At 66.2% G+C, this 26,669-nt stretch carries 20 protein-coding genes; 13 read left to right on the forward strand and 7 right to left on the reverse strand.

From position 1 onward, the window contains the following. Window positions 1–136: 136 nt before the first annotated feature. The 3 genes from F2P46_RS19885 to F2P46_RS19895 are packed head-to-tail and all read left to right on the forward strand — an operon-like array spanning window position 137 to window position 3,329. Window positions 137–772 carry a hypothetical protein gene (locus F2P46_RS19885; protein WP_368737937.1) on the forward strand — a complete coding sequence of 212 codons (636 nt, stop codon included), beginning with the start codon at window positions 137–139 and terminating at the stop codon, window positions 770–772. 14 nt (window positions 773–786) lie between these two features. Beyond that, window positions 787–1,953 (forward strand): DUF444 family protein, encoded by a 1,167-nt coding sequence (locus F2P46_RS19890; protein ID WP_368737933.1) that lies wholly within the window; start codon window positions 787–789, stop codon window positions 1,951–1,953. Next, entirely contained in the window at window positions 1,950–3,329 is a 1,380-nt protein-coding gene (locus F2P46_RS19895) for a SpoVR family protein (RefSeq protein ID WP_166893348.1), read from the forward strand. Before F2P46_RS19890 ends, F2P46_RS19895 begins: the two co-directional genes overlap by 4 nt. Before the next feature lie 48 nt (window positions 3,330–3,377). On the opposite strand, the gene F2P46_RS19900 is transcribed toward F2P46_RS19895, so the two are convergent. After that, window positions 3,378–4,436 (reverse strand): SDR family oxidoreductase, encoded by a 1,059-nt coding sequence (locus tag F2P46_RS19900; RefSeq protein ID WP_166893350.1) that lies wholly within the window; start codon window positions 4,434–4,436, stop codon window positions 3,378–3,380. 347 nt (window positions 4,437–4,783) lie between these two features. Here F2P46_RS19900 and prsT point away from each other — a divergent pair, with 347 nt between their 5' ends. Next, entirely contained in the window at window positions 4,784–7,567 is a 2,784-nt protein-coding gene (gene prsT / locus F2P46_RS19905; RefSeq protein WP_166893352.1) for an XrtA/PEP-CTERM system TPR-repeat protein PrsT, read from the forward strand. Between the two features lie 316 nt (window positions 7,568–7,883). Here the strand turns inward: prsT and F2P46_RS19910 are convergent, their stop codons facing one another. Both F2P46_RS19910 and F2P46_RS19915 read right to left on the reverse strand, forming a co-directional pair. Next, entirely contained in the window at window positions 7,884–9,554 is a 1,671-nt protein-coding gene (locus F2P46_RS19910; RefSeq protein WP_166893354.1) for an FAD-binding oxidoreductase, read from the reverse strand. Window positions 9,555–9,566: 12 nt separating this feature from the next. Further along, complete coding sequence (locus tag F2P46_RS19915; RefSeq protein ID WP_166893356.1) at window positions 9,567–10,307, reverse strand: long-chain N-acyl amino acid synthase; 741 nt, start codon at window positions 10,305–10,307, stop codon at window positions 9,567–9,569. A gap of 304 nt (window positions 10,308–10,611) precedes the next feature. Here F2P46_RS19915 and F2P46_RS37080 point away from each other — a divergent pair, with 304 nt between their 5' ends. The 4 genes from F2P46_RS37080 (at window position 10,612) to F2P46_RS19935 (ending at window position 15,583) form a co-directional block, all read left to right on the forward strand. Continuing rightward, on the forward strand, window positions 10,612–11,532 hold the full coding sequence (locus tag F2P46_RS37080) for an EDSAP-1 family PEP-CTERM protein (protein ID WP_208296702.1): 921 nt from the start codon (window positions 10,612–10,614) through the stop codon (window positions 11,530–11,532). Window positions 11,533–11,886: 354 nt separating this feature from the next. After that, on the forward strand, window positions 11,887–13,416 hold the full coding sequence (locus tag F2P46_RS19925) for an XrtA system polysaccharide chain length determinant (RefSeq protein ID WP_166893358.1): 1,530 nt from the start codon (window positions 11,887–11,889) through the stop codon (window positions 13,414–13,416). A gap of 92 nt (window positions 13,417–13,508) precedes the next feature. Next, the gene (locus F2P46_RS19930) at window positions 13,509–14,228 is read left to right on the forward strand and encodes an XrtA-associated tyrosine autokinase (RefSeq protein ID WP_229477113.1); all 720 of its coding nucleotides are present in this window, start codon (window positions 13,509–13,511) and stop codon (window positions 14,226–14,228) included. 170 nt (window positions 14,229–14,398) lie between these two features. After that, the gene (locus F2P46_RS19935; RefSeq protein ID WP_166893360.1) at window positions 14,399–15,583 is read left to right on the forward strand and encodes a TIGR03088 family PEP-CTERM/XrtA system glycosyltransferase; all 1,185 of its coding nucleotides are present in this window, start codon (window positions 14,399–14,401) and stop codon (window positions 15,581–15,583) included. Window positions 15,584–15,609: 26 nt separating this feature from the next. On the opposite strand, the gene F2P46_RS19940 is transcribed toward F2P46_RS19935, so the two are convergent. Beyond that, entirely contained in the window at window positions 15,610–16,680 is a 1,071-nt protein-coding gene (locus F2P46_RS19940; RefSeq protein ID WP_166893361.1) for a glycosyltransferase, read from the reverse strand. 181 nt (window positions 16,681–16,861) lie between these two features. On the opposite strand from F2P46_RS19940, the gene F2P46_RS19945 reads away from it, so the two are divergent. Further along, the gene (locus F2P46_RS19945; protein WP_166893363.1) at window positions 16,862–17,755 is read left to right on the forward strand and encodes a polysaccharide deacetylase family protein; all 894 of its coding nucleotides are present in this window, start codon (window positions 16,862–16,864) and stop codon (window positions 17,753–17,755) included. A 25-nt stretch (window positions 17,756–17,780) separates the two neighbouring features. On the opposite strand, the gene F2P46_RS19950 is transcribed toward F2P46_RS19945, so the two are convergent. Further along, on the reverse strand, window positions 17,781–19,352 hold the full coding sequence (locus F2P46_RS19950) for an acyl-CoA ligase (AMP-forming), exosortase A system-associated (protein WP_166893365.1): 1,572 nt from the start codon (window positions 19,350–19,352) through the stop codon (window positions 17,781–17,783). A 257-nt stretch (window positions 19,353–19,609) separates the two neighbouring features. Here F2P46_RS19950 and F2P46_RS19955 point away from each other — a divergent pair, with 257 nt between their 5' ends. Then, window positions 19,610–20,467: a hydrolase 2, exosortase A system-associated gene (locus F2P46_RS19955; RefSeq protein ID WP_166893367.1), complete on the forward strand. Its 858-nt coding sequence runs from the start codon at window positions 19,610–19,612 to the stop codon at window positions 20,465–20,467. Further along, window positions 20,467–21,138, forward strand: a complete 672-nt coding sequence (locus F2P46_RS19960; protein ID WP_166893369.1) for a hydrolase 1, exosortase A system-associated — start codon at window positions 20,467–20,469, stop codon at window positions 21,136–21,138. The genes F2P46_RS19955 and F2P46_RS19960 overlap by 1 nt, the downstream gene beginning before the upstream one ends. Before the next feature lie 15 nt (window positions 21,139–21,153). Here the strand turns inward: F2P46_RS19960 and prsR are convergent, their stop codons facing one another. Both prsR and F2P46_RS19970 read right to left on the reverse strand, forming a co-directional pair. Beyond that, window positions 21,154–22,509 carry a PEP-CTERM-box response regulator transcription factor gene (prsR, locus tag F2P46_RS19965; RefSeq protein ID WP_166893371.1) on the reverse strand — a complete coding sequence of 452 codons (1,356 nt, stop codon included), beginning with the start codon at window positions 22,507–22,509 and terminating at the stop codon, window positions 21,154–21,156. Between the two features lie 31 nt (window positions 22,510–22,540). Further along, the gene (locus tag F2P46_RS19970; protein WP_166893373.1) at window positions 22,541–23,932 is read right to left on the reverse strand and encodes a TIGR03013 family XrtA/PEP-CTERM system glycosyltransferase; all 1,392 of its coding nucleotides are present in this window, start codon (window positions 23,930–23,932) and stop codon (window positions 22,541–22,543) included. A gap of 183 nt (window positions 23,933–24,115) precedes the next feature. Between F2P46_RS19970 and nadB the strand changes: the two genes are divergently transcribed. Together nadB and F2P46_RS19980 are read left to right on the forward strand one after the other, a co-directional pair. Beyond that, entirely contained in the window at window positions 24,116–25,732 is a 1,617-nt protein-coding gene (nadB, locus tag F2P46_RS19975; protein WP_166893375.1) for an L-aspartate oxidase, read from the forward strand. A 25-nt stretch (window positions 25,733–25,757) separates the two neighbouring features. Then, a complete protein-coding gene (locus F2P46_RS19980) occupies window positions 25,758–26,663 on the forward strand; it encodes a DMT family transporter (protein ID WP_166893377.1) in 906 nt (301 codons plus the stop codon). Window positions 26,664–26,669: the final 6 nt, after the last annotated feature.

Raw genomic sequence — 26,669 nt, forward strand, 5'->3', positions numbered from 1 at the left:
TTCATTCTCAGTACCGGACGCCGTGGCCAAGGGTGAGCTGCGGCCGCTGCGGAACCCGTCGAGCGACGAATAAGCCAGCGAACCTAGCCCTAAACCCGGTTTTCCGTTCCACTGCACCTCAAACCCCCACGCCATCATCAGCTCCAACCGCAAGAGCCTGTCCACCATGGACGTGCTGCTGGCCCTGAAAGACGGGATCGAGAGCGACGCCCGCATCGACCCGAAAAAGAAGCGCAAATGGGTCGATTACCTGGTGCTGACGCGCAAGGATTTCTACAACCGCTGGGTCAAGGAAGACGTGCACAAGGCATTGTTCGTGTCCTTCGAACAGGAAGCCCAGGACTTGCTCAACAAATACCTGGACGAGGTCGAAGCCATGCTCGACAACCGCCAGATCAAGGACCCCATCACCAACGAAGAACGGCGGCCCGACGAACGTTTTTTGCGGGCGGTGGAAGAAAAGATCCATATTTCGGAGTCGGGCAAGCAATCGTTCCGCCAGGAAGTGGTGCGCAAGGCGATGGGCGCCTACAAGCGCGGCGCCAGGTTCGGCCTCGACAGCCATCTCCAGCTCAACGACGCGGTACAGCATTACCTGTTCGACCAGCGGCGCGATGTGCTGCGCCTGGTCAGCTCGGCCAAACGGCCGGACGACGAGATCCGCACCAAGATTTCCGCCGTCGAGAAACGGCTGGTCGACGAATACGGCTACGACAGCCACAGCGCGCGCGAAGCGCTGAACTATGTCACCACCTTGCTGGCCCAGGAATAGCCCGGAGAAACGGCGTGAGCACTTCAATCGACACGGCATGGTACAACCTGTTCTCGCGCGGGGCGCGCGACTGGCTGCGCCACAATGACAAGGTGCGCGAGGCCGTGCACAACCACCTGCCCGAGCTCATTGCCGGCCCCGACCTGATCACCGGCCCGCAAGAGCGCACGGTGCAAGTGCCCGTGCGCATGCTCGAACACGCCCGTTTTCGCCTGGCCGACGCCCGCAGCGCGACCGGCGCCGGCCAGGGCGCCGGTAAACCAGGCGATGTGCTGCTGCCCGGCACGCCGGAGCAAGACGGCGGCGACGCCCAGGACGGTGGCGGCAACGACAATGGCGACGTGACCTTGCTGCTCGAACTGTCGATCGACGAGGTCATGGACTGGGTGTGGGAAGAACTCAAGCTGCCTGAGCTCACACCGAGGAACAGCGCCCGCATCGACGAGGTGGAACTGGTGCGCGAAGGCTGGGACAAGCGCGGCGCCCGCTCGCGCCTGGACCGGCGCCGCACCGTCAAGGAGGCGATCAAGCGGCGCGCCGTGCAAGCCGACGCCTTGCCATTCACCAACGACGACCTGCGCTTCCGGCAACTGGTGGCGCGCCCGCGCCCGAGCACCAGCGCGACCATGTTGTTCGTGCTCGACGTGTCGGCCAGCATGAGCCGGGTCGAACGCAAGCTGGCCAAGTCCTTCTTTTTCTTCGCGCTGCAAGGCATCCGGCGCCAGTACGCCAGGGTGGATACGCGCTTTATCGCCCACACCACCCACGCCTGGGAGTTCTCGGAGCGCGAGTTTTTCCAGGTGTCGGGCATGGGCGGCACCATCGCGTCGAGCGCATTCCGGCTGGTGCTCGACCTGATTCGCACCGAGCTCGACCCTGCGCAACACAATCTGTACATGTTTTACGCCTCGGACGGTGAAAACTTTTCCGAAGACCGCGCCGCCGCCAGCGCGGCGCTGACCGAACTGGGCAAACTGTTGAATTACACCGGCTATATCGAAACCTTGCCCGGCGTGCCGCGCGCGCTGGAGACTGAAACGCGACGCCTGTGCAGCGAGCTGGAGCGGCGTGGCGTCCCCATCGGCAGCACGGTGCTGCGCACGCCGGACGATGTCTGGAGCGCGCTGCGCAAGTTCTTCACCAGCGAAGGCGCGCACGCGTCGGCGCAGGCGGCCCGATGAACACGCCGGCTGCCGTCCTGGCCGACTACACGGCCCGCCTGGAAGCGCTGGCGCTCGACCTGGGCATGGATTTCTATCCGGTCAACTTCGACCTCGTCCCAAGCAACTTCATGGTCGAGATCGCCGTGTACGGATTACCGGTGCGCATGCGGCACTGGTCCTTCGGCGTGCGCTACATCCACCAACTGGTGCGCCAGCACATGGGGCACTCGAAAATCTTCGAAGTCATGTTCCCGGGCGACCCGTGCCACGCCTTCATGCTTGAGCAAAATTCGCTGGCGGAAAACACCCTGGTGACCGCCCACGTGCTCGGCCACGCCGATTTTGCCAAGAACAATCAGTTGTTTGCACGCTTCATGGCCATGGCCGGCAGCCATATTCTCGAACAGAGCGCCGCCCGCGCGCACCGGCTCGAACGCGCGCTTGCCGCGCACGGGCAGGCGCGGGTCGAAGCGGTGCTCGATGCCGCGCTGGCGCTCGAAACGCATATCGACATCAACCAGCCCTTGCACCGGCCACGCTATCCCGAATTCGTGGCGCCGCGCGCCGGCCCTGCGCCCGATCAGTTCCGCGACCGTTTCGCGCGCCTGCCCGGCGAGCACGCCGAGCCGCCGCGCAACCATGCGCCGCAACGCGCGCCGCTGCCGCCCCAGCCCGAATACGACCTGCTGTGGTTCATCGCCCAGTACGCGCCCGACCTGGAAGACTGGGAGCGCGACGTCTTCCTGGCCGTGCGCGAAGAAGCCTACTATTTTCATCCCATCCACGCCTGCCAGATCATGAACGAAGGCTGGGCCTCGTACTGGCACGCGCGCTTGCTGCGCGAAGCCACCTTTTTGCCGCATGAGCTGTATGTGTCGGCGGTCAAGTCGCATTCGGACGTGGTGCGCCCGTTTGCCAGCGGCCAGCAGCTGGCCCTGTCGCTCAACCCCTACCACCTCGGCTTTTCACTGTGGGAGCACATCATCGACAAACACGGGCTGGAGCGGGCGCGCCAGATCTGCCGCGAAGAAGACGATTTCGGTTTCGTGCGCAACTACCTGGACCAGGAACTGGCGGACAAACTCGCGCTGTTTGTGTACGAGGCGCGCCAGGACGGCGACGCCAAAATTGCCAGCCGCGACATCCATCAGGTCCGCGAAGCGATCCTGGCGCCCAAGTTCAATTTCGGCGCCCCCTGCATCGCGGCCGCACAGGTCGGCGCCGACGGCGCGCTCACGCTGCAGCACGACTACCTGCGCGACGGCCGCGGGCTCGACTTGCCGCAGGCCGAAAAAGTGATGGATTACGTGGGACGGGTGTGGCGCCGCCCGCTGACCTTGCGCACTGTCGACTTTCGCGGCATCGTGCGCGTACTGCCGGCGCGCACATCGTGACAGTCAACGCGCCGCCGCCATGCCGCACACTGCAACTGTGCGCGCCAACTACGAGCGCGACGTGCCCAGATGCGCCACGTACCAGTCCAGCGCTTCCCGCAAGCCCTGTTCCAGGCGGTGCGTGGGCTGATACCCAAGCAGGCGACCTGCCTTGGAAATATCAGCCTGCGAATGCCGCACATCGCCCACCCGGAATTCGCCGTACTCCGGCTGGTAATCTTCCAGGTGGGCGAAGCGTCCGGCCAGCAGCGCGTGCATCATCCCGTACAGTTCGTTCAGGCTGGTGCGCGCGTTCACCGCCACGTTGTAGACCTGGTTGACGGCCGCCGGATCGTCGACCAGGCTCGCCAGCAAATTGGCCTGCACCACGTTATCGACAAAGCAAAAGTCGCGACTGCTGTCGCCATCGCCATTGATGCGTAGCGGCCGGTTGTGGATCATGGCGTAAAACCACTGGGGAATCACGGCCGCGTACTCGCCGCGCGGGTCCTGGCGCGGACCGAACACATTAAAGTAGCGTAAACCAATGGCGTCAAGCGCGTAGCAGCGCGCAAACATGTCGGCATACACTTCATTGACGTGCTTGGTGAGTGCGTACGGCGAGAGCGGCCGCCCGATGTGTTCTTCCACCTTGGGCAAGTCGGGATGGTCGCCGTAGGTCGCACTTGAGGCTGCATACACGACGCGCCGCACCCTGGCGTCGCGCGCGGCCACCAGCACGTTCAGGAAGCCAATCAGGTTGACGTCGCTGGTGAGGATGGGGTCGGCAATCGAGCGGCCGACCGAGCCCAGCGCAGCCTGGTGGAGCACAAAATCGACGTCCTGGCAGGCGCGCCGGCAACTGTCCAGGCAGCGGATATCGCCCTCGATAAAGTGGAAATTCTCCCAGGCCGAGGCAGGCACGACGGCGCGCACTTGCGCCAGGTTGGCGCGATAACCAGTCATCAGGTTGTCCAGGCCGGTTACGCGCTGGCCGAGCTTGAGCAAGGTTTCCAGCAAATTCGACCCAACAAAACCGGCCACGCCGGTGATGAGCCAATGATGGCGCGTCTGGCGCAAGCCCGACAGGACCTGCTGGTAAGGGCTATTTTCGGGGGTGCTCAGCATCAATATCTCCAGGCAGGGCGGACTGCACCAGCGGCGCACCTGCACATACTGCGGCAACGCGTCGGCCAGGACCGACGAGGCGCCAATGAAAGGGAAACCGGCGTCCAGCAGGCCGGCAACAGCGGTACTTCACATCGCCGGAGAAGCCGACGCCCCCCGGCGACCACACGAGAGCGTCTCAGGAAATTCTACGGAGCAGCGCTTGTTAACTTTTGATTTTGAGCAACTTCATGCCGATCAGGCCGCCGTTTGCGCAAACGTAAAATATTGACGCAACACAATGACTTGCCGCGCCGACTCCCTACCCTAGGCAGGATGCCAGCACGCTGGCCCGTCAGGAGAAGCCCATGTCCCATTCCATTTCCCGCTGGCCGCGTCCGCTTGCCGTCATCGCCATCGCCTTTGCCCTTCTGTTGGCAGCCGTGCTCGGAGGATGCAAGCCGAGCGACCCCGCAGCCTTGGTGGCCGAGGCCAGGCAACATCGCACCAAGGGCGATTTACGGACGGCGGTGATCGTGCTGAAGAATGCGATCCAAAAGAATGGCGCCGACCGCACTGCCCGCCTTTTGCTCGGCGAGGTGTATCTGGAGCAAGGCGATGCGCCCTCGGCCGAGAAGGAATTGCGGCGCGCACGCGAACTGGGCGCAAACGCGCCCGGTCTGCAACTCCTGCTGGGCCGGGCCATGTTAATGCAGGGCCAGCATGAACGTCTGCTGGCCGAGATCGGCCCCACCGCCGCGCCGGCCGAGCCTCCCGCCCTCCTGGCCTTGCGCGCGAACGCCCTGCTCGGCAGCGGCGACAGCGCCCAGGCCGGCGCGCTGTTTGCGCAAGCGCTCAGCCTGCAACCGGACTTGCCCGACGCCCTGCTCGGCATGGCGCGCATGGCACTGGCAGGCAAGCAAGACGCCGAGGCAGCCACGCTGATCAAGCGCGCACTGGCCGCCCATCCAGACAACGTCGATTGCCTGCGTTTTCATGCCGATTTGCAGCGCGCAGCCGGCAAGCCGGCAGAGGCGCTGGCCGCGCACCAGCGCATCCTCGCCTTGCAACCCTATAACGTCCAAGCGTTGCTGGATGTGGCAAACCTGCACCTCGACGCCGGCCAATTCGGACCGGCGCGTCAATCGATCGCCGCCGCGCGCAAACTGGCCGGCGCGTCGCTGCCGGTGGTGTACGCCGAGGCCATGGCCGACTTCCGCGAGCACAAGCTGAATGCCTCCCTGGCATCGCTGCAACAAGTGCTGCGCGTTGCGCCCGACTACTATCCCGCCATCTTGCTCGCCGGCGCGGTGCAATCGGGCCTGGGGGCGACCGGACAGGCCGAGGGACATTTGCTGAAATTTCTCACCGCCTATCCGGGCGATGTGTACGCCACCAAACTGATGAGTGCCTTGCACGTGCGCGCGAATGCCCCCCAGGCAGCGCTCGACCTGCTCACGCCCTTGCTCGAGAAATACCCCGCCGATGTCGAACTGCTGACCCTGGCCGGCGAAGCGAACTTGCGCGCGCACAAGTTCGGACCCGCCACCGGCTTCTTCGAACAGGCCCTCGCGCTCGATCCGAAAGCCACCTCGCTGCACACCTCGCTGGCACTAAGTCGCCTGGGCAGCGGCGACACCGGGCGTGCGGCGGCCGAACTGGAGCGCGCTGCCGCGCTCGACGGTGGCGCGCCCAGCACCGGCGTACTGCTGGTGATGACCCATCTGCGGGCCAACAACACCGACAAGGCGCTCGCCACCATCCTGGAAATGGAGCGGCGCGGTGACAATCCCCTGGTCCAGAACTTGAAGGGCGGCATTTACCTGGCGCAGCGCGACGCCGGCCTGGCACGCGCCAGTTTCGACAAAGCGCTGGCGCTCGAACCGCTGTACCTGCCCGCGCTGGCGAACCTGGCCCAACTCGATCTGATCGAAGGCAAGCCGGCCGACGCCCGCAAGCGCTACGAAGCGGCGCTGCAAAAGGCGCCGCGCAACGGCGCCCTGCTCGAAGCGCTGGCCGGCCTCGCGCAACGTGAAGGGAAACCGGGCGACGCCGTCGCGTGGCTGGAACGCGCGCGCAATATCGAACCCGAGGCCCTGCCGCTGGCGCTGCGCCTTGCCGACATGTACGCCCGCGCCGGCAGCAAGGACAAAGCCCTGCGGCTCGCACGCACTCTCCAGAGCGCCAATCCCGCCAACCCGCAAGCTGCCGAGACGCTCGCCCGGATATACGTGCTCAACAACGACCTGACTGCGGCCATCGAAGCCTACGGGCGCCTGGCGGCCCTGGTTCCGACCTCACCCACGCCCCTGTTACGGATGGCTAATTTGCACGTGGAGAAGCAAGACGACAGTGCCGCGCTCGCGCTGCTGCGCCAGTCGCTTGCCATCGAACCGACCTCGTTCGACGCGCAGATCACCTTGATCAACCTCCTGCTCAGGCAACAAAAATTTGCCGACGCGCGCGCCGTTGCGCTCGACGCGCAGCAACGCAAACCGGATTCCGCAAACGGACACAAGCTCGAAGGTGACGTGCATGCCGCCCAGGGACAATACACGGCCGCGCTCGCCGCATGGGAGCGCGCCTTTGTCCGCAAGGCCGACGGCGCCTTGCTGATCCAGATGCACGGCGCCCTGAACAAGCTCGGCCGCGCGGCGGAGGCCGATGCGCGCATGGTCCAGTGGTTCAAGGAGCATCCGGCCGACGTGCCAGCGCGCCTTTACTACGCCAGCAGCAAGCTGGTCGCGAACGATCACAAGGGCGCCATCGGACAACTGGAAGCCATCCTCAAGGCCGATCCGGACAACATCATCGCGCTCAACGACATCGCGTGGGCCTGCCAGCAGAGCGGCGATGCGCGCGCACAAGCGTTCGCCGAGCGCGCGCATGCGCTGGCGCCCGGCAATCCGGCCGTGCTCGACACGCTCGGCTGGATTGACGTCGAGCGCGGCAACCTGGCGCGCGCCGTGCCCCTGCTGCGCAAAGCCAATGCCTTGGCGCCGGCCGCCGGCAATATCCACTTCCACTTGGGTACGGCGCTGGCGCGTTCGGGCGACAAACGGGCCGCGCGCCGCGAGCTCGAACGCCTGCTCGCGCAGCCGCAACGCTCCGCCCATCATGAAGAGGCCACCGCCCTGCTGCGTACCTTGTAGGTCGGCGCCTTGCTGCGCACCTTGTAGTGCGGCGCCTTGCTGCGCACCTTGTAGTGCGGCGCCATGCTGCATACCTTGCAGGCCGGTGCCGTCGGTAAGCGAACCGGCCCGGAACCTGGCCCGTCCGCTACGGCTGGCAGGCCCGCCTGCAACAGCCACGCCGGGACGCCCAGGGATGCGCGTCGACCGCCAACGCTCGCCGCCGCGCGGCAGTGCCGCTACACCACGCCCCGCCGTCGACTGCCGTCGCACGACGCCGACGGCATTGCCGCCATGCCACGCCGCCGGCCTCTGCTGACCGGCGGCGGCACAAGCCTTACGTCCGTCCCGGCTCGTACCGTCCCGGCGCGATGATTCCGTCCGGGTCGAGCGCCTTCTTGATTCGCGCCACTGTCTCCCAATACACATCGCCATGCGGATCGAGTTGCCCCATCGACTGATTGCCGACCCGATAAGGAATATAGCCGGCGTTCATCACGCTGTCGAAGACCGCCCGATAGCACTTTTTTGCACGTATCACTTCATCCGCATCCTCCTTGTCATAGGCAATTGTCAGCACCGCACCCAGCGCGCGTTCGTTGATCATGCTAAATGTCACAAACAAATCGAAACCGTGCGCGGCGAACAGCGGTTCGACCAGCGCATGCAACTCCAGCACGTCGGCGCCGCGCATCGGCAGCACCGGCGAGATCCACAGCATGCCGCAGTTGTCCTGCGCCGGATCGGCCCGCAGCGGAAAGCCAGCCGGCAACGCCGCGCGCCGTCGCCAGTAGGCACCCGCGAGAAAGCGCCCGTTCGGCTTGCCCCGGTTCATCGCGAACAGCGCTTCGCCCAGCCCAAGCTGCGCGCGCAGGCGCTGTCCGGCCCGCGACGAACCCAGCACACGCGCCAACACGCCTCCCCAGCGTAGCTTGCGCTCGCTCAAGAACGCGGTCTGCGCGCGCGTGCCGCGCAAGGCCTTTGTGATCGCCGCGCGCGCCGCCGCCACCTGCGCGGCGCTGCCATACAGCGCGCCCGATACGGTCCAGGCGCCAACCGCCGCCGCCTCGCGCATGGCGCCACGCACCGCCGGCGGCAGACAGGATTGGTCGGGCGCCAGCGAACGCGGAAACACGCGCCCGCCGGAAATCACGCGCAAGTCATTGCCAATATGGACAATGCTGCGCAAGGTACCGTTCATGCGCAACGGCCGCAGCGCATCGACCACCGCCGCAATATCCACATGATCAGACACCGTGCACAGAAAATGGTTCACGCATGCGGCGGCGGGCACCAGCCAGATGCCGATCCGCGTGACGATGCCGAAGTTCGACTGGGTGAACATGCCATCGATGAACGGTCCCACGCCGTAGGGAAACAGGTGGGTCGCGCGCGCGCCCGGATAGTGGCCGAAGCCGGTGTCGAGCACGGCGCCGCTGGCCAGCACGACACGCATGCCGGAAACGTGCTGCAGCCGGTTGCCGTACGGCGAGTGACCGAAACCCCGTTCCAGGATGTTGCCCATGAAGCTGGTATCGGGACCGGCGCCGGTGCAATCGATCCACCAGTCCAGTTTTTCGGCCTGTAAATAATCCGACAACTGCTGCTGGGTCACGCCAGGCTCGATCACGGCGTAGCCGAGTTCGGCGTCGACGGTGACGATCCGGTTCATCCGGCCCAGGTCGACGATCAGTTGCGCCTCGCCCACCGCGCAGGCGTCGCCATAGCCCCAGTTGCGCCCGGTACTGAGCGGATACAGCGGCAAGCCTAGCTCCGCTCCCAGCCGCACCACGGCCACCACCTCGGCCTGGGTGGCGGGCGCCCCCCCCCCCCGCGGCGGGGGGGCGCCCGCGGCGGTGCTGCAACTGTAGCGCCTGAGCGCGTCGAGCTCGGCGCTCGCATGGTCCGCTCCGACGATCGCGCGCAGCGCCGCCAGCACCCGGTCTTGCCCGGCCGTGGCCCCATCCGGCCCGGTTTGTCGGAATTTTTGCTCATCGAAAATGTGCATCGCGCCCCCGTCTCAGTGATGCCCGCCGTTCAGGCGCGCGGTGATGCCTGCTTCGTCCCACACCGGGAAAAAATATGGGTAGAAAGAGCGCTCGTCGCCATGCTGCTCCATCAGCCCGCCCCATTTGCGGATTTGCACTCCCATTTCTTCCAGCGGCAGGCGCAGCAGAACCGCCGGGGCCCCGACCCGGCTGCACGGACGCTCTTCGCCGAAGTCGCTGAAACCGAGCATGCGCTTATAGAACATCACGTGGCGGGGATTGACTTCGATCACGTAATCGCTGAATCCGTGCAGCTTGTGCGAATACAAATACGAAATATGGATCAGCGCGGCGAAGACGCGCTTGGTGACGCCCTTGTCGATCGCCAGGCGCGACGGCTCGCACAAGCGCCGGCCCTGGCTGCGCAGCGCATCGAGCTTGTCGCGAAAATTGTCATCGGCCGGCAGCCCGAATGCGCTGTCGAGGCACAAGCTCATGGTGCCAACCAGTACCCCACCGGTCTCGGCATACAGCGTCACCTTGTTCGGATCGTGCTGCAGGCTGGGCTCGAACGCATAGCCGCGCCAGCCGTACATCTTCCGGATCAGGAGGCTGGCAGCCTCGCGCCGTCCGGCCGAATTGGCCAGGCGGATATGGAAAACCTGTAGCTGTTGCCCGGTATCGGGCACCGCCGGCGGCGCCTCGCTCGGTTCCGGCGCGCGTAAGCCCGCCGGCATCTCGAAGGTTGCAATCGGTAGATCGTCTTGAAACATGGCTCTCTTCCTTCCACGTGATCGCACGGTCCGCCTGCCGGTCCGCGCGCAAAGTTGTGTAGGTCAGACAGGGCCATCAGTAAGGAAGTTCACGCTGTGCGCCCACACATTGTTCTGCAACAAACATGGGCAGTCGGGAAATTTTCCATCCCGGCGGGAAACACGGGGAACTGCTCAGCCATATTCCACAAGCCATTGATAACAAAGGAAAAAGTGAGCTGGCACGCTTGCTGCATAGATGGTTGGCACGGCGGCGCCGCAAGCTGTCGACGCTTCCCCACCTGATCCCACCGGAGAGTCAATTATGAAACTAGTCCCGACATCCCTGATGAAACATGCGGCGATTGCCGGTCTCTGCCTGGCCGCAATGAACGGCGCGCGCGCCGATGCATTCGCCCAGTCCGTCCTCCTGATCGACAATTTCCGCCTGCTTCATTCCAGCGGTGACGCCTTCAAATCGACAGATTTCACCACGCTCATCGACAGCGTCAGCGCCCGCGCCACCGCGTCTCTCAACGGCGTGAGCTCCACCGCTACGCTCGACGGCAGCACGCCCGACGTGGCGCACCAGTTCGTCGGCCTGCCGACGGCTCCGCGCGCCGAAAACGACTTTGCCCACTTTTCCGGACTGCCAAGCCTGCCCGGCACCTTCGGCTATGCCGACCAGAACATGACCGGCAGCGCCATGACCATCGGTTCGCAACAGGCCGGGGCCCGGGTCGATACGCGCGCCGACGCTTCCCTGGGCAGCGACGGCAAGGCCGGCGGCGAGTCCGACGTCGGTACCTTGGCCTTATTCAAATTCACTCTCGGCACGAGCGAGACCATGTCCATCTCCTTCGACGCCAGGCCGATGACGCAGGCCTACGCCAGCAGCGGCAGCGGGAGCGGGACCAACGCCATCGCCCGCCTGGCATGGAGCGTGAATATCAAGAATGTGGAAACCGGCCAACTCATGCTCGACTACTCGCCCGGCAAACTCAACGGCGAGAGCTTGTCAAGCCGCAATGGCCATGCCTTTGGCACTTCCACCTTCGACCCGGGCTGGCTGAACTTTTCGGCCAAGTCGCTCCAGCTCAACGCCAACGATACGTATATGTTGACCATCAACCAGGGCACGTTTGCCAACGCCATGCAGAAGTCGGCGGTGCCGGAACCGGGCAGCCTGGCGCTCTTCGGCCTCGGCCTGCTGGGGATGTCGCTGATGGCGCGACGCCGCAAGTAGGACGGCCATGCAGACAAGAAGAACAAGGTGGCCACGCTGTTTGCGGCCATTCCAGGGCCCGCGGCCGGTGCTGCGCGGTCGGCGCCGGCTGGGGATGCGGGTGTCGGACCGCCCCGCCGGGCCCTGATGCACGGCTCGCTGTCAGCCGGCATTTTTCCGGTCAGGAGCGCGCCTGACCGGGCAATTTTTTTGGCAGGAGCAGGCTGCGCGCGCATGCTCTTTTTACGCTTGACGCGAATCAACGCGCCCGTGATCAGCGGAAACTTACAGTTTCCACGGACATATAATCGAACGAGTAGTGAAGCTGGCAGTGTCGCTTCCCATCGCCGCCCGACTTACGGAGACCCACACGATATGGAGGACTTCATCAGCCAGTTGCTGCTGCATGTAAGAGGCATCTGGAAATATCGCTGGCTCGCCATCGGCACCGTGTGGGTCGTGGCATCGCTGGGCTGGGTGGTGGTGCTGCGCCTGCCGAACGACTACCAGAGCTCGGCCCGCGTGTTTGTCGATACCCAGAGCATCCTCAAGCCGCTCATGGCCAGCATGACCAGCATGCCGAACGTGCAGCAACAGGTATCGATCATGAGCCGCACCCTGCTCAGCCGGCCGAACCTGGAGCGCGTCTTGCGCATGGTCGACCTTGATGTGGACGCCACCACGCCGCGCCAGCGCGAACACCAGATCGACGAACTGGCTGCGCGCCTGAAAATTTCCGGCACCACCACCAACGATATCTATTCGATCACCTACGGCGGCGACAATCCCAAGCAGGTGCACGACGTGGTGCAAGCCTTGCTGACCATCTTTTTGGAAGGCAGCTTCAAGGGCAAGAAGGCCGATTCCCAGCACGCCATCCGTTTCATCGACGACCAGATCAAAAACTACGAGCAGCGCCTGGTGGCGGCCGAAAACACGGTCAAGGAATTCAAGCTGCGCAACAGCGCGCTGCTGCCGCGCCAGGGCGTCGATTACAGCGCCCAACTGGCCATCGCCAGCGATGCCCTCAGCACCGCGCGCATCGACCTGCTCGAAGCCGAGCAGGCGCGCATTGCGATCCAGGCGCGCATCAATGGCGACCCGCTGCCGGCCGGGGCCGATCCGCGCCCGCGCGCCATCGTCAATCCCGATATCGACGCCCGCATCGCCGCCATCAACAAGAACCTCGACACCCTGCGCCTGCAATACACCGACCTGCACCCGGACGTGGTCAGCGCGCGCCGCCTGCTGGCCCAGCTCGAAGCGCGCAAGATCGAGGAAAGCAAGCTGGCCCAGCGCGATGGCGACCCCGGCCGCTTTTACAGCCCCATGCTGCAGCAGCTCAAGGTAGCCCTGACCGAGGCCGACGCCAAGGTGGCGGCGATGCGCGTGCGGGTGCACGAATACAGCGTGCGCCACGAGCGCCTGCGCGAACAGAGCAATGCCGTGCCGGAAGTCGAATCGCAACTGGCCCAGCTCAACCGCGATTATGAAATCAACAAGGACAACTACGAAAAGCTGATCGCGCGGCGCGAGTCGGCCAGGCTCTCGGGCGACCTGAGCTCCTCGACCGAGATGATGACGTTCCGCATCATCGATCCGCCCACCATGCCGATCTCGCCGGTCGGCCCCAACCGGCGCCTGTTCCACACCGGCGTGCTCTTGATCGCCCTGTGCGCCGGGATGGGCGCGGCGCTCCTGATCAGCCAGGTCCGTCCGACCTTCGTCAGCCCCAGCGCGCTGCGCGAGATCACCGGACTGAACGTGCTCGGTACGGTATCGATGACCTGGAACGATGCCGAACGCACCAAGCTGCGCCGGGGGCAATACCTGCTCGGCGCGGCCTTCACCGCCTTGCTCGGCCTGTACGGCGCGATCATGGCATCCGGATTTCTCACGGGCTAAGCCCCAGGGAGTACAACGTGGACAGTTCCCCTATTCCGGCCGCTGCGCCGCACGGCCCCGACGCGCCCGCCGGCGCCCACAACGCCGAGCAGTTGCGCGAAGTCGACATCAACCTGGCGCGCCTGCAGCAGATGGGCATGGTGACCCACGACGGCGGGCGCACCAGCGTGGCTGAAGATTTTCGCATCATCAAGCGCCCGCTGCTGCGCAATGCGCGCGCGGCGGTGTCCGGCGGGGTGCGGCACGGCAACCTGATCGTCGTCACCAGCGCCCTGCCCGGCGAAGGCAAGACCTACTGTGCGATCAACCTGGCGATGAGCATCGCCATGGAAAAAGACCACACCGTGCTGCTGGTCGACGCCGACGTCGCCCGTCCCTCGGTGCTGCGCACGCTCGGTCTGGCGCCGGGGCTGGGATTGATGGATATCTTGCTCAATGGCGACCTGAGCCTGTCGGACGTGATCCTCAAGACCAATATCCCGACCCTGAGCCTGTTGCCGGCGGGGCGCAACAACAAGCACGCCACCGAACTGCTGGCCAGCCACGCGATGAGCAAGCTGCTCTCGGAAATTGCCAACCGCTACCCGGACCGGATCGTGATTTTCGACTCGCCGCCCTTGCTGCTGACCACCGAAGCGGCGGTGCTGGCGGCGCAGATGGGCCAGGTGGTGATGGTGGTCGAGTCCGAGACGACGACCCAGCGCGAAGTCAAGGAAGCGCTGCTACGGCTCGACAACTGCGCCCACGTCGACCTGATCTGCAACAAGGCGCGCGCCTTCAACGGCGGCGACTACCACGGCTACTACGACTAGCCGATGCCAAACAACAAGCTGGTGTCAGACCTGACACCACGGTTTGCAGTTGAGTTCGTGTCTGAATGTCAGACCTGACACCGATGTGGACACCGATGTGTAGTTGAGGGCGGCGCTATCCGCGCCATCCTGTTTGTTCCCGTTCGCCCGATTAACCTTTGGAGTCGACCATGACTACTTCCCTTGAACCGCCGCGCCTCGTGGTGCATCTGATCCACCAGCTCGACATCGGCGGCCTCGAAAACGGCCTGATCAACCTGATCAAACACATGCCGCCCGAACGCTATCGGCATGCCATCGTCTGCCTCAAGGATTATTCGGAGTACCACGCGCACATCAAGCAGCGCGGCGTCGAGATCATCAGCCTGAATAAGCGCGAAGGCAAGGACTGGGGCCATTACCTGCGCCTGTTCCGCGCCCTGCGCGCGCTGCAGCCGGACTTGATCCACACGCGCAACCTGTGCGGCATCGAAGGCCAGCTGGTGGCGGCCCTGGCCGGCGTCAAGCTGCGCGTGCACGGCGAGCATGGCCGCGATATGAGCGACCTGTACGGCAAACGCCTGAAATACAAGCTGCTGCGCCGCCTGCTGCGTCCGCTGATCGGCCACTTCATCGCCGTCAGCGCCGACCTCGAGCATTGGCTGATCGACAGCGTCGGCGCCGAGCCCGAAAAAGTGTCGCAGATTTCCAACGGGGTCGACAGCATCCAGTTCCACCCGCGCCTCGGCCCGCCGGCGGCGATCGGCCCGGCCGGCTTCATGCAGGATAACGCCTTCGTCATCGGCAGCGTCGGGCGCATGGAGGAAATCAAGGATTACGCCACCCTGGTCGAAGCCTTCCTGCGCCTGATCGCCTCGCCCCATCCGGCCCACCAGCGCATGCGCCTCTTGATCGTGGGCGACGGCCCGCAACGCGCCGCCTGTCTCGACACCCTCACGCGCGCCGGCGCCGCCCACCGCGCCTGGCTGCCGGGCGAGCGCACCGACATCGCCCAGCTGCTGCGCGCCATGGACCTGTTCGTGCTGCCGTCGCTGGCCGAAGGCAGTTCCAACACCATCCTCGAAGCCATGGCGACCGGGCTGCCGGTGGTGGCCACCGCCGTCGGCGGCAATCCGGTGCTGGTGCATCCCGGTTTTACCGGTATCCTGGTGCCGCCCCGTGCGCCCGACCTGATGGCCGCCGCCATCGCCGATTACTGCCGTATCCCGGACATGGCGGCGCGCCACGGCATGCGCGCGCGTGGCCAGGTCATCGCCAGGCACAGCCTGCCCGAAATGGCGCGCGGCTATCTGCGCGTGTACGATGCGCTGGCGCACCCGGATGGCGGTTGCCCTGGGCCGGCCGCGCACGCGTAGTCTGCGTCATGTGCATGTAGCAGGCGTCACGGACAGGCCAGCGCGCCCTGGCGCGCCTCGTGCAGTTGCGCGTAACAGGCCGCCAGTTGCCGCGCCACCCGCTCCCAGCTGTCGCCGCGCACCAGCGCGCGCACCTGTTCGCGCGGCGGCGGCGACACCAGCAGGCGCAGCACCGCGCGCTGCTGGGCGTCGGTATCGTTCCAGTCCACCCGCGCCAGCGCGAACCCGGCCCCGGCCAGGCTCAAGGGCGAGTCGCGCGCGATCAGCATCGGGCAGCCGGCCGCCAGCGCCTCGCGCAGCGCCAGCGCCGTTCCCTGGCCGTCGCCCGGCGCGATGCACAGCGCCGCCGCGTAGGTACTGGCCAGCATCGCTTCATCCTGGCGCAGCGCGCCCAGGCAAGTCAGGCCGCGCACCGTGCGCAGCGCGCGCAGATAGTCCTGGTCGCGTTCGCCGGCCTCGCCCGCCAGCACCAGCGGCAGCGACAGCGCCGCCATGGCCTGCGCCATCGCCAGCTGGTTCTGGTAGGGCGAAATCGGGCCGGCCATCAGCGCAAACGGCCCGAGCATGCCGGTGCGTTTGCGAAACAGCTCGCCATCGGCCGCCAGCAAGGCCGGGTTGACGCCGTTCGGCAGCACCCGCACCCGCTCGCTGTCGATCAGGAAACCGGCGCCGATGGCTTGCTGCTCGGCTTCGCCGAGCGCCACGATCAGGCTGGCCTGCTGCAAGGCGCGCCGGGTCTGCGCGTAACCGGACTGCACATTCCACGAGGTCAGGTTGCCCAGCCGATGGTCGGCGGCGCGCGCGCTGGTGCCGCTGGCGCGGTTCCAGCCCGGCGCGATCAGCGGGGTCAGCACCACCGGCACGCCTTGCTCCACGGCTGCTTCCACCAAGCGCTGATTGCCGTGGGTGGCCGAGAACACGTGGATCAGGTCGAACTCCTCGAGTCGGCTGGCGTAGGGATTGACCAGTTCCACCGCGATTCCGGACCCCTCCTGCGCCCCCAGCCGCACCAGCGCACGGATGGTTTCGCGGACCTGCTGCTGGACGCCGTCTTCGCGTTCGAACAGCATGGGATAAGACAAAATTCCGATACGCATGCACGCCTCCATTGTCAACACGGGCCGGTCGCCGGGGACCAGCAAGGCGGGCGGCATGAGAATACTCAACAAGTGGCCACCCGCGCTGATTTAGTATTGCCTCAACTTAAGAGTTTCAGTGTACCGACGGGCACAGGCGCATCATTGAGGCAAGTCAAGTAGTTTCACCAAAGAAAATTCCATGCGCGTTCCGCTTTCAATTCTCATTTACCAGCGCGTGCTGGCCACGCCCGACCCCTTGTTTCCCGAGTGCCTGCACGCGCGCCGCTTCGAGCAGCAGCTGCGCCTGTTGCGCCGCTGGTTCCGCCTGATGCCGCTCTCGCGCGCCGTCACCCACCTGGCCGAAGGCACCTTGCCGGCGCGCGCCGCCTGCCTGACCTTCGACAACGGCTACGCCGAGCACGCCTCGGTCGCCCTGCCCCTGTTGCAGCGCTATGGCGTGCCGGCCACGTTCTTCGTCGCCGCCGGCTATCTCGACGGCGGCTGCACCTGGAGCGACATCGTTACCGAAGTGGTGCGCAACGCGCCGGGCGAGCGCCTCAATCTCGGGCGCTGCGGCTTTGCCAGTTACGACATCGGCTGCCCGGTGCGGCGCCGCGCCGTGATCGAGATGCTGCTGGCCGCGCTGCGCCTGCTGCCGCCGGCCGAGCGCCTGGCGCGCGCCCTGTCGATGGCGCGCCGCCCGACCCCGACCATGATGAGTTCCGACCAGTTGCTGGCCCTGCACCGCGCCGGCATGGACATCGGCGCCCATCCCTTGCACCACACGGTGCTCTCGAGCCTCTCGAACGCCGCCGCGCGTGCCGAAATCGCCGAGGGCCAGCGCCGCATCGAAGAGCTGATCCGGGCGCGCGTAAAGCTGTTCGCCTACCCGAGCGGCAAGCCGGGCGAGGATTTCGAGCAGCGCCACGGCCTGATGCTGCGCGCCCAGGGCTTCGAGGCGGCCGTCGGCAGCGCGCGCGGCGCGGCCCGCAGCGGCAGCGACCTGTTCGCCCTGCCGCGCTTCACACCCTGCGAGCAGGGCAATGGCGGCTTTCTGCTGCGCATGGCCGGCAATCTGTTCACGCGCGCATAAAGCGCGCTCCGGCGCTGCCCGGCAATCAGGCCGCGCCCGCCATCTGCGCGGCCAGCAGGCGCCGGTCGAAGGCGCCGTCTGGACTGCGCGGCAAGGCCGCCGCGCGCACTTGCGCCAGCAGCGGCATCATGTAGAAAGGCAGTTTGGCGCGGCAGGCGGCCAGCAGCGCCGCCGGGTCCAGCAGGCATCCCGAGCGCGCCGTGACCGCCAGCGCGATCGACTGGCCCAGCACCGGATGGTCCAGCCCCAGCGCCGCCGCTTCCTCCACCATCCCGGTCGCGTACAGGACTTCCTCGATCTCGCTCGGGCTGACCCGGTAGCCGCCGGTCTTGATGGTTTCGTCGCTGCGCCCGATAAAGTACAAGAACCCCTCCTCATCGGTGCGCACCGTGTCGCCCGACCACAGCGCCAGCTCGGCCAGCGGCAACCCGTCGCGCGACGGCAGCGGGCGGAAGCGCTCGGCCGTGCGCGCCGCGTCGTTCCAGTAGCCGAGCGCCACCAGCGGGCCGCGGTGCACCAGCTCGCCCGGCTCGCCCGGCGCGCACGGCTGGCCGTCGGGCCGCAGCACCAGCACTTCGGCGTTGGGAATGGCCTTGCCGATCGAATCCGGGCGCAGCGCGAGCTGCTCCGGCCGCAGGCAGGTCGAGCGGAACGCCTCGGTCATCCCGAACATCTGGTACAGGCGCGCCTGCGGCAGGCCCCGGCCCAGCGCGTCCAGGGTCGCGCGCGGCAGCACCCCGCCCGAACTGGTCAGGTAACGCAGGCTGCACGGCGCGCTCCAGTGCAAGTCGGCCAGCTGGATCCACAAGGGCGGCAGCGCGGCCAGACCGGTGATGCGTTCGCGCGCCACCAGCTCGGGTATATCGCGCGTCAACAGCGGGTTCATCAGCACCACGGCGGCGCCGGCCGCGAACGCGCTGGTCAACTGGCTCAGGCCGTAGGCCAGGCTGAGCGGCAAGAGCGCCAGGATGCGGTCTTGCGCCGTGTGCCCGAGCTCGGCGGCCGCACTGGCCGCGCCCGCCACCAGGTTGCGGTGCGACACCACCACGCCCTTGGGCGCGCCGCTCTCGCCCGAGGTGTACAGCAACGCCGCGATGTCGGTCTCGATGCGCCGGTGCGCGGGGAGCATGGGCGCGGCGGCGGCGCGCCGCATCCAGCCATCCCAGCCGAGCACGCCCAGCCCGGGCAGCATGCCATCCTCGCGACCGGTCTGCAGCACGCAGCGCAGCGCCGGGCACTGGCCCAGTTCCAGGTCGAGCGCCGCCAGCCGTCCCGGTGAGGTGAGCAGTACGCGGGCGCCGCAGTCGCGCAGCAGATGGCCGACCTGGGCCGGTTTCAGCAAGGGATTGACCGGCACGAACACCAGCCCGGCGGCGGCCGCGCCGAACAGGGCCAGCACCGTCTCCTCGCATTTATCGAGAAACACGGCGACCCGTTCGCCGCGCGCCAGTCCCAAGCCCAGCAAGCCCTGCGCCGCCACGTCGATATAGCGCGCCAGCTGGGCATACCCAAGGCTGTTGTCGAGATAGCGCAAGGCCAGCGCCTGCGGCGTGCGGCGCGCGGCCTCGGTGATCAGTTCGTGTACAAGCTGGGCCATATAGTTTCCTCATAAATTGTTTCTCAATGGAATCAATGATTGAGAAAAACGGCCACGCTGTCCTTGACGCGGGTCAAACAAGCGCACGGCACTCTTGAGCTTGTGCGCGCTCAAGAGGCGCGCAATTTGCGGGGTGTTTAATGAAACCGGTTCCGCGGACACGACAGGGGCGAGGGAACCGACCATTTCAACCGCAGCGCGCCCGCAATATTGGGTCCCGACCGGCTGCCGGGGACCGTACAGGAGATCCGAACACCATGAATGCGCCCCTGTTGCCGCTACCGCGCGTGTACCCGTTCTTTTTCGATGTCGATCCCGGCACCCGTTTGAGCCTGTATCACGCGCCCGCACCCCATGTACGCGCGCGCGGAGCGATCCTGTACGTGCATCCCTTCGCGGACGAACTGAACAAGGCGCGCCGCATGGCCACCCTGCAAGCGCGCCGGTTCGCGGCGGCCGGCTACGCAGTGCTGCAGATCGACCTGTTCGGCTGCGGCGATAGTTGCGGCGACCTCAGCCTGGCGCGCTGGGACATCTGGAAGCGCGACCTGGCCATCGCGGGCGCCTGGCTGAGCGAGCGCGCCGGCGGCGGCCCGATGCACCTGTGGGGTTTGCGCCTGGGCGGCCTGCTGGCCCTGGACGCCGCCTGCGGCATGGCGGTCGACGGCGTCATCCTGTGGCAGCCATTCCTTAACGGGCGTACCTGCATCAACCAGTTTTTGCGCCAGGACCTGGCCGCGCGCATGCGCAGCGCCGACCCGGCCGATCCTTCCCTGCTGGGCACCACCGGCCAACTGCGCGCCGAGCTGAGCATGCGCGGCATGCTCGAAGTGGGCGGCTACGAACTGACCGCGCCGCTGGCGTGCGCCATCGACGCCTGCGACGCCGCCGCGCTGCCGCTGCCGCCCTGCCAGGTGCACTGGTTCGCCAGCGGCTCGCCGGCGCCGGCGCGCCTGGCCGCCAGCGCCGAGCGCATCGCGCGGCGCTGGAACGCCCGCGGGACCACCCTGCACTTCCACGCGATCGAGGGGCTGCCGTTCTGGGGCCCCAACGACATCGCCGAGTGCCCGGCCCTGCTGGCCGCCACCAGTGCAGTCTTTACGGGGGATGACTAATGTTTGCCGAACAACGCGTAGTGCAGTTCACCTGCCAGGGCAGTTCCCTGATCGGCATCCTCGACCTGCCCGAACGCCCGCTCTCACGCGGCGTACTGGTCGTCACCAGCGGCCCGCAATACCGCATCGGCCATCACCGCCATTTCACCTTGCTGGCGCGGGTGCTGGCCGGGCGCGGCATCCCGGTGCTGCGCTTCGACCACCGCGGCATGGGCGACAGCGAGGGCGAGGCGCGCTCCCTCGACGCCGTGGGCGAGGACATGCATGCCGCCGCCCGCGCCTTCTTCGCCCAGGTGCCAGAGATGCGCGAACTGGTGCTGTGGGGCCTGGGCGACGCCGCCATGGCCGCCCTGCGTTACGCGCAGGCCGACCAGCGCGTTTCGGGCGTGGTGCTGCTCAATCCCCGGGTCGCGCCGCGCGAGGGCGAAGCCGAAGCCGGGCCGGGCGCGCTGGCGCAGCGCGTGCTGGCGGGACTGGTTGGCTTCGACGGCGCGGCGCTGGTGATCCTCGGCGGCGGCGACCCGGCCGCGCAGCAGTTGCCAGCCCTGGTCGCGCGCCATGAGCTGCGCTGCAAGTGCGTCACCATCGCCGGCGCCGGCCGCACCTTCGCCAGCCGTGCGTGGCGTGACGAAGTGGCGGAGATCAGCGCGAACTGGATCGCGTCGTGGTGATATGGATGGGGAACGTCACGGCGAGATCCTGATGCCGTGATGGTGCATCAGGTCGTACAGGGTCGGGCGGCTCACGCCGAGCAGCTCGGCCGTCTTGACGATCGACCCGTTGGTGCGCGCCAGCGCGGTGACCATCACCTTGTATTCGGCGGCGTCGCGCACCTGGCGCAGGTTGACCGGGGCGTCCGGCTGCGGCACGCCGCCGAGGCCCAGGTCGCGCGCGCTGATCTGCGGCCCTTCGGCCATGATCACCGCGCGCCGGATGCAGTTTTCCAGCTCGCGCACGTTACCCGGCCAGCCATACTGCTCGATCGCCAGCACCGCGCCTTCGGTAAACGCCGGCACGCTGCGCCGCTCCATCAGGCTGGCCTGGTGCTTGAAATGGTGCGCCAGCAGCACGGCGTCGCCGACCCGTTCGCGCAATGGCGGAATGGCCAGCACCACTTCGCTCAGGCGGTAGTACAGATCCTCGCGAAAGCGTCCCTCGCGCACCAGTTTGGGCAAGTCCTGGTGGGTGGCGCAGACGATGCGCGCATCGATCGCGATTTCACTGCGCCCGCCGATGCGCTCGATCACGCGTTCCTGCACGAAGCGCAGCAGCTTCGCTTGCAGCGCCATCGCCATGTCGCCGATTTCGTCCAGGAAGAACGTGCCGCCCTGCGCCATCTCGATCTTGCCGAGGGTTTGCTGGCCGGCCCCGGTAAACGCGCCTTTTTCGTGGCCGAACAATTCGCTCTCTAGCAGGTCGGCCGGAATCGCGGCGCAGTTGATCGCGACAAAACGCTTGTCGTGGCGCGCCGACAGGTCGTGCAGGCCGCGCGCAAACAGCTCCTTGCCGCTGCCGGAGTCCCCCAGCAGCATCACCGTGGCCGACGACGGCGCCAGTTTTTCGACGCTGCGGCACAGGCGCAGCATGCCCGGATCGCGCGTGACGATGCGCGCCAGCGGCGAGTCGGACCCGATCTGCAGCATGCGCTGGTTCTCTTCCTGCATCGCGTGCAGGTAGTAGGCCCGCTCCACCACCAGCTTGAGGGTGTCGGGGTCGAACGGCTTCTGGTGAAAGTCGTAGGCGCCCATCCCGATCGCCTTGAGCGCGTGCGCGCGCTCCTGGTTACCCGACAAGACGATCACCTTGGTGTCGGGCGTCTCGGCCAGCAGCGCCTGCAAAGTGGCCAGGCCCTCGGTGGCGCCGTCCGGATCGGGCGGCAGGCCCAGGTCGAGCGTCACCACAGCGGGCCGGTGCCGGCGCAACTGCGCCAGGGCGCTCTCGCGGTCCTCGGCGATCAAGACATCGTAGCCGTCGAAGCTCCAGCGCAGCTGCTTTTGCAGGCCCTTGTCATCCTCGACTACCAACAGCTTCTTTTTGCCCATGATGCAGCTCCTTGTAAGAGACGGGTCGCCTTCAGCGGCTTCCCTTGCCCAGCAAAACCACCTGCACCGTATCGATCAGGATCAGCAGATCGAGGAACAGGCTATTGTTTTTGACGTAATAGAGGTCGTACTGCAGTTTCTGGATCGCGTCTTCGACCGAGGCGCCGTACTGATAGCGCACCTGGGCCAGGCCGGTCACGCCCGGCTTGATGCTGTGGCGCACGTTGTAGTAAGGGATATCGCGCGCCAGCTGGTCGACGAAGAACGCGCGTTCCGGGCGCGGGCCGACGAAACTCATCTCGCCCTTGAAGACGTTGAGCATTTGCGGCAGCTCGTCGATGCGCAGCATGCGCAGGTAATGACCGACCCGGGTCACGCGCGGATCGTTGGCGGCGGCCCAGGTAGGCACGCCAGGGGCCTCGGCGTTCTTGCGCATGCTGCGGAACTTGAGCACATTGAAGATCGCGCCATCCTTGCCGACCCGCTCCTGTTGGTAGAACACCGGCCCGTCGTCTTCCAAAACGATGGCGGCGGCGGCGACCAGCATCAGCGGCAGCGAGACCAGGGTGATCAAGCCGCTGGCAACCAGGTCGAAGCTGCGCTTGACGCTGGCGCGCCAGAAGCTCTGGTCGAAACCGCCGCCGAAAATGAGGTAGCTCGGCTGCAGCGAATCGAGCCGGATCTGGCACGCTTCGCGCTCGAAAAAAGTGGCCGCATCGGTCACGCGCACGCCGCCGAGCGCGCAGGCCAGCAGCTCGCGCACCGGGAACTCCTTGCTGCGCCGGTTAGTCACCGTCACCACCAGTTCGCGCGCTTCGTAGCGGCGCGCCATCGACAGCAGCGACTCGCCCACCGGCAGCAGCTGCGAGGCCGGCACGCAACTGTCTTCGCCGGCGATCGGCACGCAGCCGACCACGCTGAACTGGTGAAAGCCGATCTTGCTGTGCGCCAGATCCATGCATTCGCGCGCCAGCGGGCCGCTGCCGACAAAAATCAGGCGCGCTTCGAGCAGCGCCGATTCGGCCGACTTGAACACCACCAGGCGCGTGAGCACCACGGCGGTGGCGCCGATGGCGAAAATCACACTGCTGATGCCGCGCCCGAAATAGAACTCCGGGCGCACCGCGATCAGGGCGGAAAGCAGCCCGAAGCCCAATGCAAACGAGGGCATGATGCGGATCAAGGTGGTGCGGATGCCCTCGCGCGAACTATGCTGGTACATCCCGAGCGCGCTCATGCTGAAAATGATCACCAGCGCGAACGTCAGCGAGGACAGGTACAGGTTATCGGCCCTGAAATTGCCATGCTGGTCCGAAAACCACAGCACCGAGGCCACGCTGGCCGACGCGAGCAACATCAACAGTTCGAGCAACAACAGCACGAACGCCATTTTGGATACATAGTGACTGAAAATCCGGATCACGCTTCCCCCATGCCAGCGATGCTTGTTGCCTCCATGCCAGACGACACGGCGTGGTAAATAATCGCTTACAGACACACAAGAGGTATTGACTAGAAACAAGCATTTCCGGGCATTTCTTGAAGGCCAGACACGGTCCAGCCAAATAGACTATAGTGATGCTTCGATACCTATTACTCGCTCAACATGAAATTTGACGTCGCTATTGTCGGCAGCGGACTGGCCGGTCTGTCGGTTGCCCTGCATCTTGCGCAAACGCGCACCGTGGCCATCATCTCCAAGCGGGCGCTGCTCGACGGAGCCAGCAACTGGGCCCAGGGCGGCATCGCCGCGGTGCTCGACTCGGGCGACAGCCACGCCCAGCACATCGACGACACCCTGGTGGCCGGCGGTGGCTTGTGCGACGAAGCGGCCACCCGCTTCATCGTCGAACACGGGCGCGAAGCGATCGAATGGCTGATCGACCAGGGCGTGCCGTTCACGCGCGACGCGACCGCCGAAATGGGCTTTCACCTGACCCGCGAAGGTGGCCACAGCCAGCGCCGCATCATTCACGCGGCCGACGCCACCGGCCACGCGGTCCAGGTCACGCTCGAGCAAAAGGTGCGTGCGCATCCGAATATCAGCCTGTTCGAGCAGCACTGCGCGATCGACGTGATCACCTCCGACAAACTGGGGCCGAAGCCGGCCGCCGCCAGCGCCGGCCAGCCGCATTGCTACGGCCTGTACGTGCAGGATGAAAAAACCGGCCAGGTGCTGACCTTCGAAGCCGAGCACACGGTGCTGGCCACCGGCGGCGCCGGCAAGGTGTATTTGTATACGACCAATCCCGACACCGCGACCGGCGACGGCATCGCCATGGCCTGGCGCGCCGGCTGCCGCGTCTCGAACATGGAATTCATCCAGTTCCACCCGACCTGCCTGTATCACCCGTACGCCAAGTCCTTCCTGATCACCGAAGCGATCCGCGGCGAAGGGGGCCTGCTCAAGTTGCCGCCGGAAGCGGGCGCCGCCGCCGGCACGCGCTTCATGCCGATGTACGACGAGCGTGGCGAACTGGCCCCGCGCGACGTGGTGGCGCGCGCCATCGACTTCGAGATGAAAAAACGCGGCCTCGATTACGTCAATCTCGACATCAGCCACCAGTCGCCGGAATTCCTCAAGGAGCACTTCCCGACCATTTACGCGCGTTGCCTGGAGCTGGGCATCGACATCACCAAGGAACCGATTCCGGTGGTGCCCGCAGTACACTTCACCTGCGGTGGCATCGTCACCGACCTGGCCGGGCGCACCGACGTGCCGGGCCTGTACGCGGTCGGCGAAACCGCCTGCACCGGGCTGCACGGCGCCAACCGCCTGGCCAGCAATTCGCTGCTCGAATGCCTGGTGGTCGGCCGCGCCTGCGCGCACGAAATCGCCGCCATGCCGAAAGGCGAAACGCGCGACCTGCCGGCCTGGGATGAAAGCCGCGTCACCAACGCCGACGAGGAAGTCGTGATCGCCCACAACTGGGACGAATTGCGCCGCTTCATGTGGAATTACGTCGGCATCGTGCGCACCACCAAGCGCCTGGAACGCGCACAGCACCGCATTGCGCTGCTCAAGGAAGAAATCGACGAGTACTACCGCAACTTCCGCATCACGCACGATTTGCTGGAACTGCGCAACCTGGTCGATGTGGCCTCGCTGATCGTCAACAGCGCGCTGACGAGGCGCGAGAGCCGTGGCCTGCATTTCAGCCGCGATTATCCGAACACCTTGCCGAAGGCCTTGCCGAGCGTGCTCACCCCTCCACGCCGTTAACGTCGTTCCCGCGAACGGCGCGGCCATGAACCAAAAACTGTCCCCCTCCACCATCGGTTTGCTGACCCTGCCCCCGCTTCTGTGGGCAGGCAACGCCATCGTCGGGCGCCTGGTGCGCGAGGCGGTGCCGCCGATGACGCTCAACCTGCTGCGCTGGTCGATCGCCATGCTGATCCTGCTGCCGCTGGGCCGTCGCCTGTTCGCCAGCGATGCCCTGCGCGCCAACTGGCGCCGCTTCGCCCTCCTCGGCCTGCTCGGCATCGGCCTGTATAACTCGCTCCAGTACCTGGCCCTGCAAAGTTCCACCCCGATCAACGTCACCCTGGTCGCCGCCGGCATGCCGGTCTGGATGCTGGCCATCGGCGCACTGTTCTTCGGCGTCAAGGTCGGGCGCCAGCAAGTCATCGGCGCGGCCATGTCGATCGTCGGCGTGCTGGTGGTGCTGTGCCGGGGCGACTGGAACCAGCTGGCCGCCATGCGCCTCGTCGCCGGCGACCTGTACATGATCCTGGCGACCATCGCCTGGTCCTTCTACAGCTGGCTGCTGACGCAGCAAAAAGATCCGTCCGCCGTGCGCGCCGACTGGGCCGCCTTTTTGCTGGCCCAGGTGATCTACGGCGTCATGTGGTCGGGCCTGTTCGCCGGCGTCGAATGGGCCGGCGGCGCAGTAGCCATCCACTGGAGCTGGACCGTTTGCGCGGCCCTGATGTACGTCGCCATCGGCCCGGCCATTATCGCCTTCCGCTGCTGGGGCGCGGGCGTGCAGCGCGCCGGACCGAGCGTGGGCGCCTTCTTCACCAATCTGACCCCGCTGTTCGCGGCCATGATGTCCTCGGCGTTCCTGGGCGAACTGCCGCACCTGTACCACGGTGTCGCGTTTGCGCTGATCGTCGGCGGGATCGTGTTCTCGTCGCGCCGCAAGGCCGGGTAGAATCTG

Source organism: Massilia sp. CCM 8734 (genome assembly GCF_011682155.1).
In the GTDB taxonomy this organism is placed as follows: Bacteria; Pseudomonadota; Gammaproteobacteria; order Burkholderiales; family Burkholderiaceae_D; genus Telluria_A; species Telluria_A rubra.

Coding starts and splice junctions, on each gene's coding strand:
- F2P46_RS19940 (WP_166893361.1), bottom strand. CDS start 16,680: ATGCGTATCGGAATTTTGTCTTATCCCATGCTGTTCGAACGCGAAGAC.
- F2P46_RS19960 (WP_166893369.1), top strand. CDS start 20,467: ATGTTTGCCGAACAACGCGTAGTGCAGTTCACCTGCCAGGGCAGTTCC.
- F2P46_RS19925 (WP_166893358.1), top strand. CDS start 11,887: ATGGAGGACTTCATCAGCCAGTTGCTGCTGCATGTAAGAGGCATCTGG.
- F2P46_RS19945 (WP_166893363.1), top strand. CDS start 16,862: ATGCGCGTTCCGCTTTCAATTCTCATTTACCAGCGCGTGCTGGCCACG.
- F2P46_RS19900 (WP_166893350.1), bottom strand. CDS start 4,436: ATGCTGAGCACCCCCGAAAATAGCCCTTACCAGCAGGTCCTGTCGGGC.
- prsR (WP_166893371.1), bottom strand. CDS start 22,509: ATGGGCAAAAAGAAGCTGTTGGTAGTCGAGGATGACAAGGGCCTGCAA.
- F2P46_RS19980 (WP_166893377.1), top strand. CDS start 25,758: ATGAACCAAAAACTGTCCCCCTCCACCATCGGTTTGCTGACCCTGCCC.
- F2P46_RS19950 (WP_166893365.1), bottom strand. CDS start 19,352: ATGGCCCAGCTTGTACACGAACTGATCACCGAGGCCGCGCGCCGCACG.
- F2P46_RS19895 (WP_166893348.1), top strand. CDS start 1,950: ATGAACACGCCGGCTGCCGTCCTGGCCGACTACACGGCCCGCCTGGAA.
- prsT (WP_166893352.1), top strand. CDS start 4,784: ATGTCCCATTCCATTTCCCGCTGGCCGCGTCCGCTTGCCGTCATCGCC.
- F2P46_RS19915 (WP_166893356.1), bottom strand. CDS start 10,307: ATGTTTCAAGACGATCTACCGATTGCAACCTTCGAGATGCCGGCGGGC.
- F2P46_RS19955 (WP_166893367.1), top strand. CDS start 19,610: ATGAATGCGCCCCTGTTGCCGCTACCGCGCGTGTACCCGTTCTTTTTC.
- nadB (WP_166893375.1), top strand. CDS start 24,116: ATGAAATTTGACGTCGCTATTGTCGGCAGCGGACTGGCCGGTCTGTCG.
- F2P46_RS19935 (WP_166893360.1), top strand. CDS start 14,399: ATGACTACTTCCCTTGAACCGCCGCGCCTCGTGGTGCATCTGATCCAC.
- F2P46_RS37080 (WP_208296702.1), top strand. CDS start 10,612: ATGAAACTAGTCCCGACATCCCTGATGAAACATGCGGCGATTGCCGGT.
- F2P46_RS19910 (WP_166893354.1), bottom strand. CDS start 9,554: ATGCACATTTTCGATGAGCAAAAATTCCGACAAACCGGGCCGGATGGG.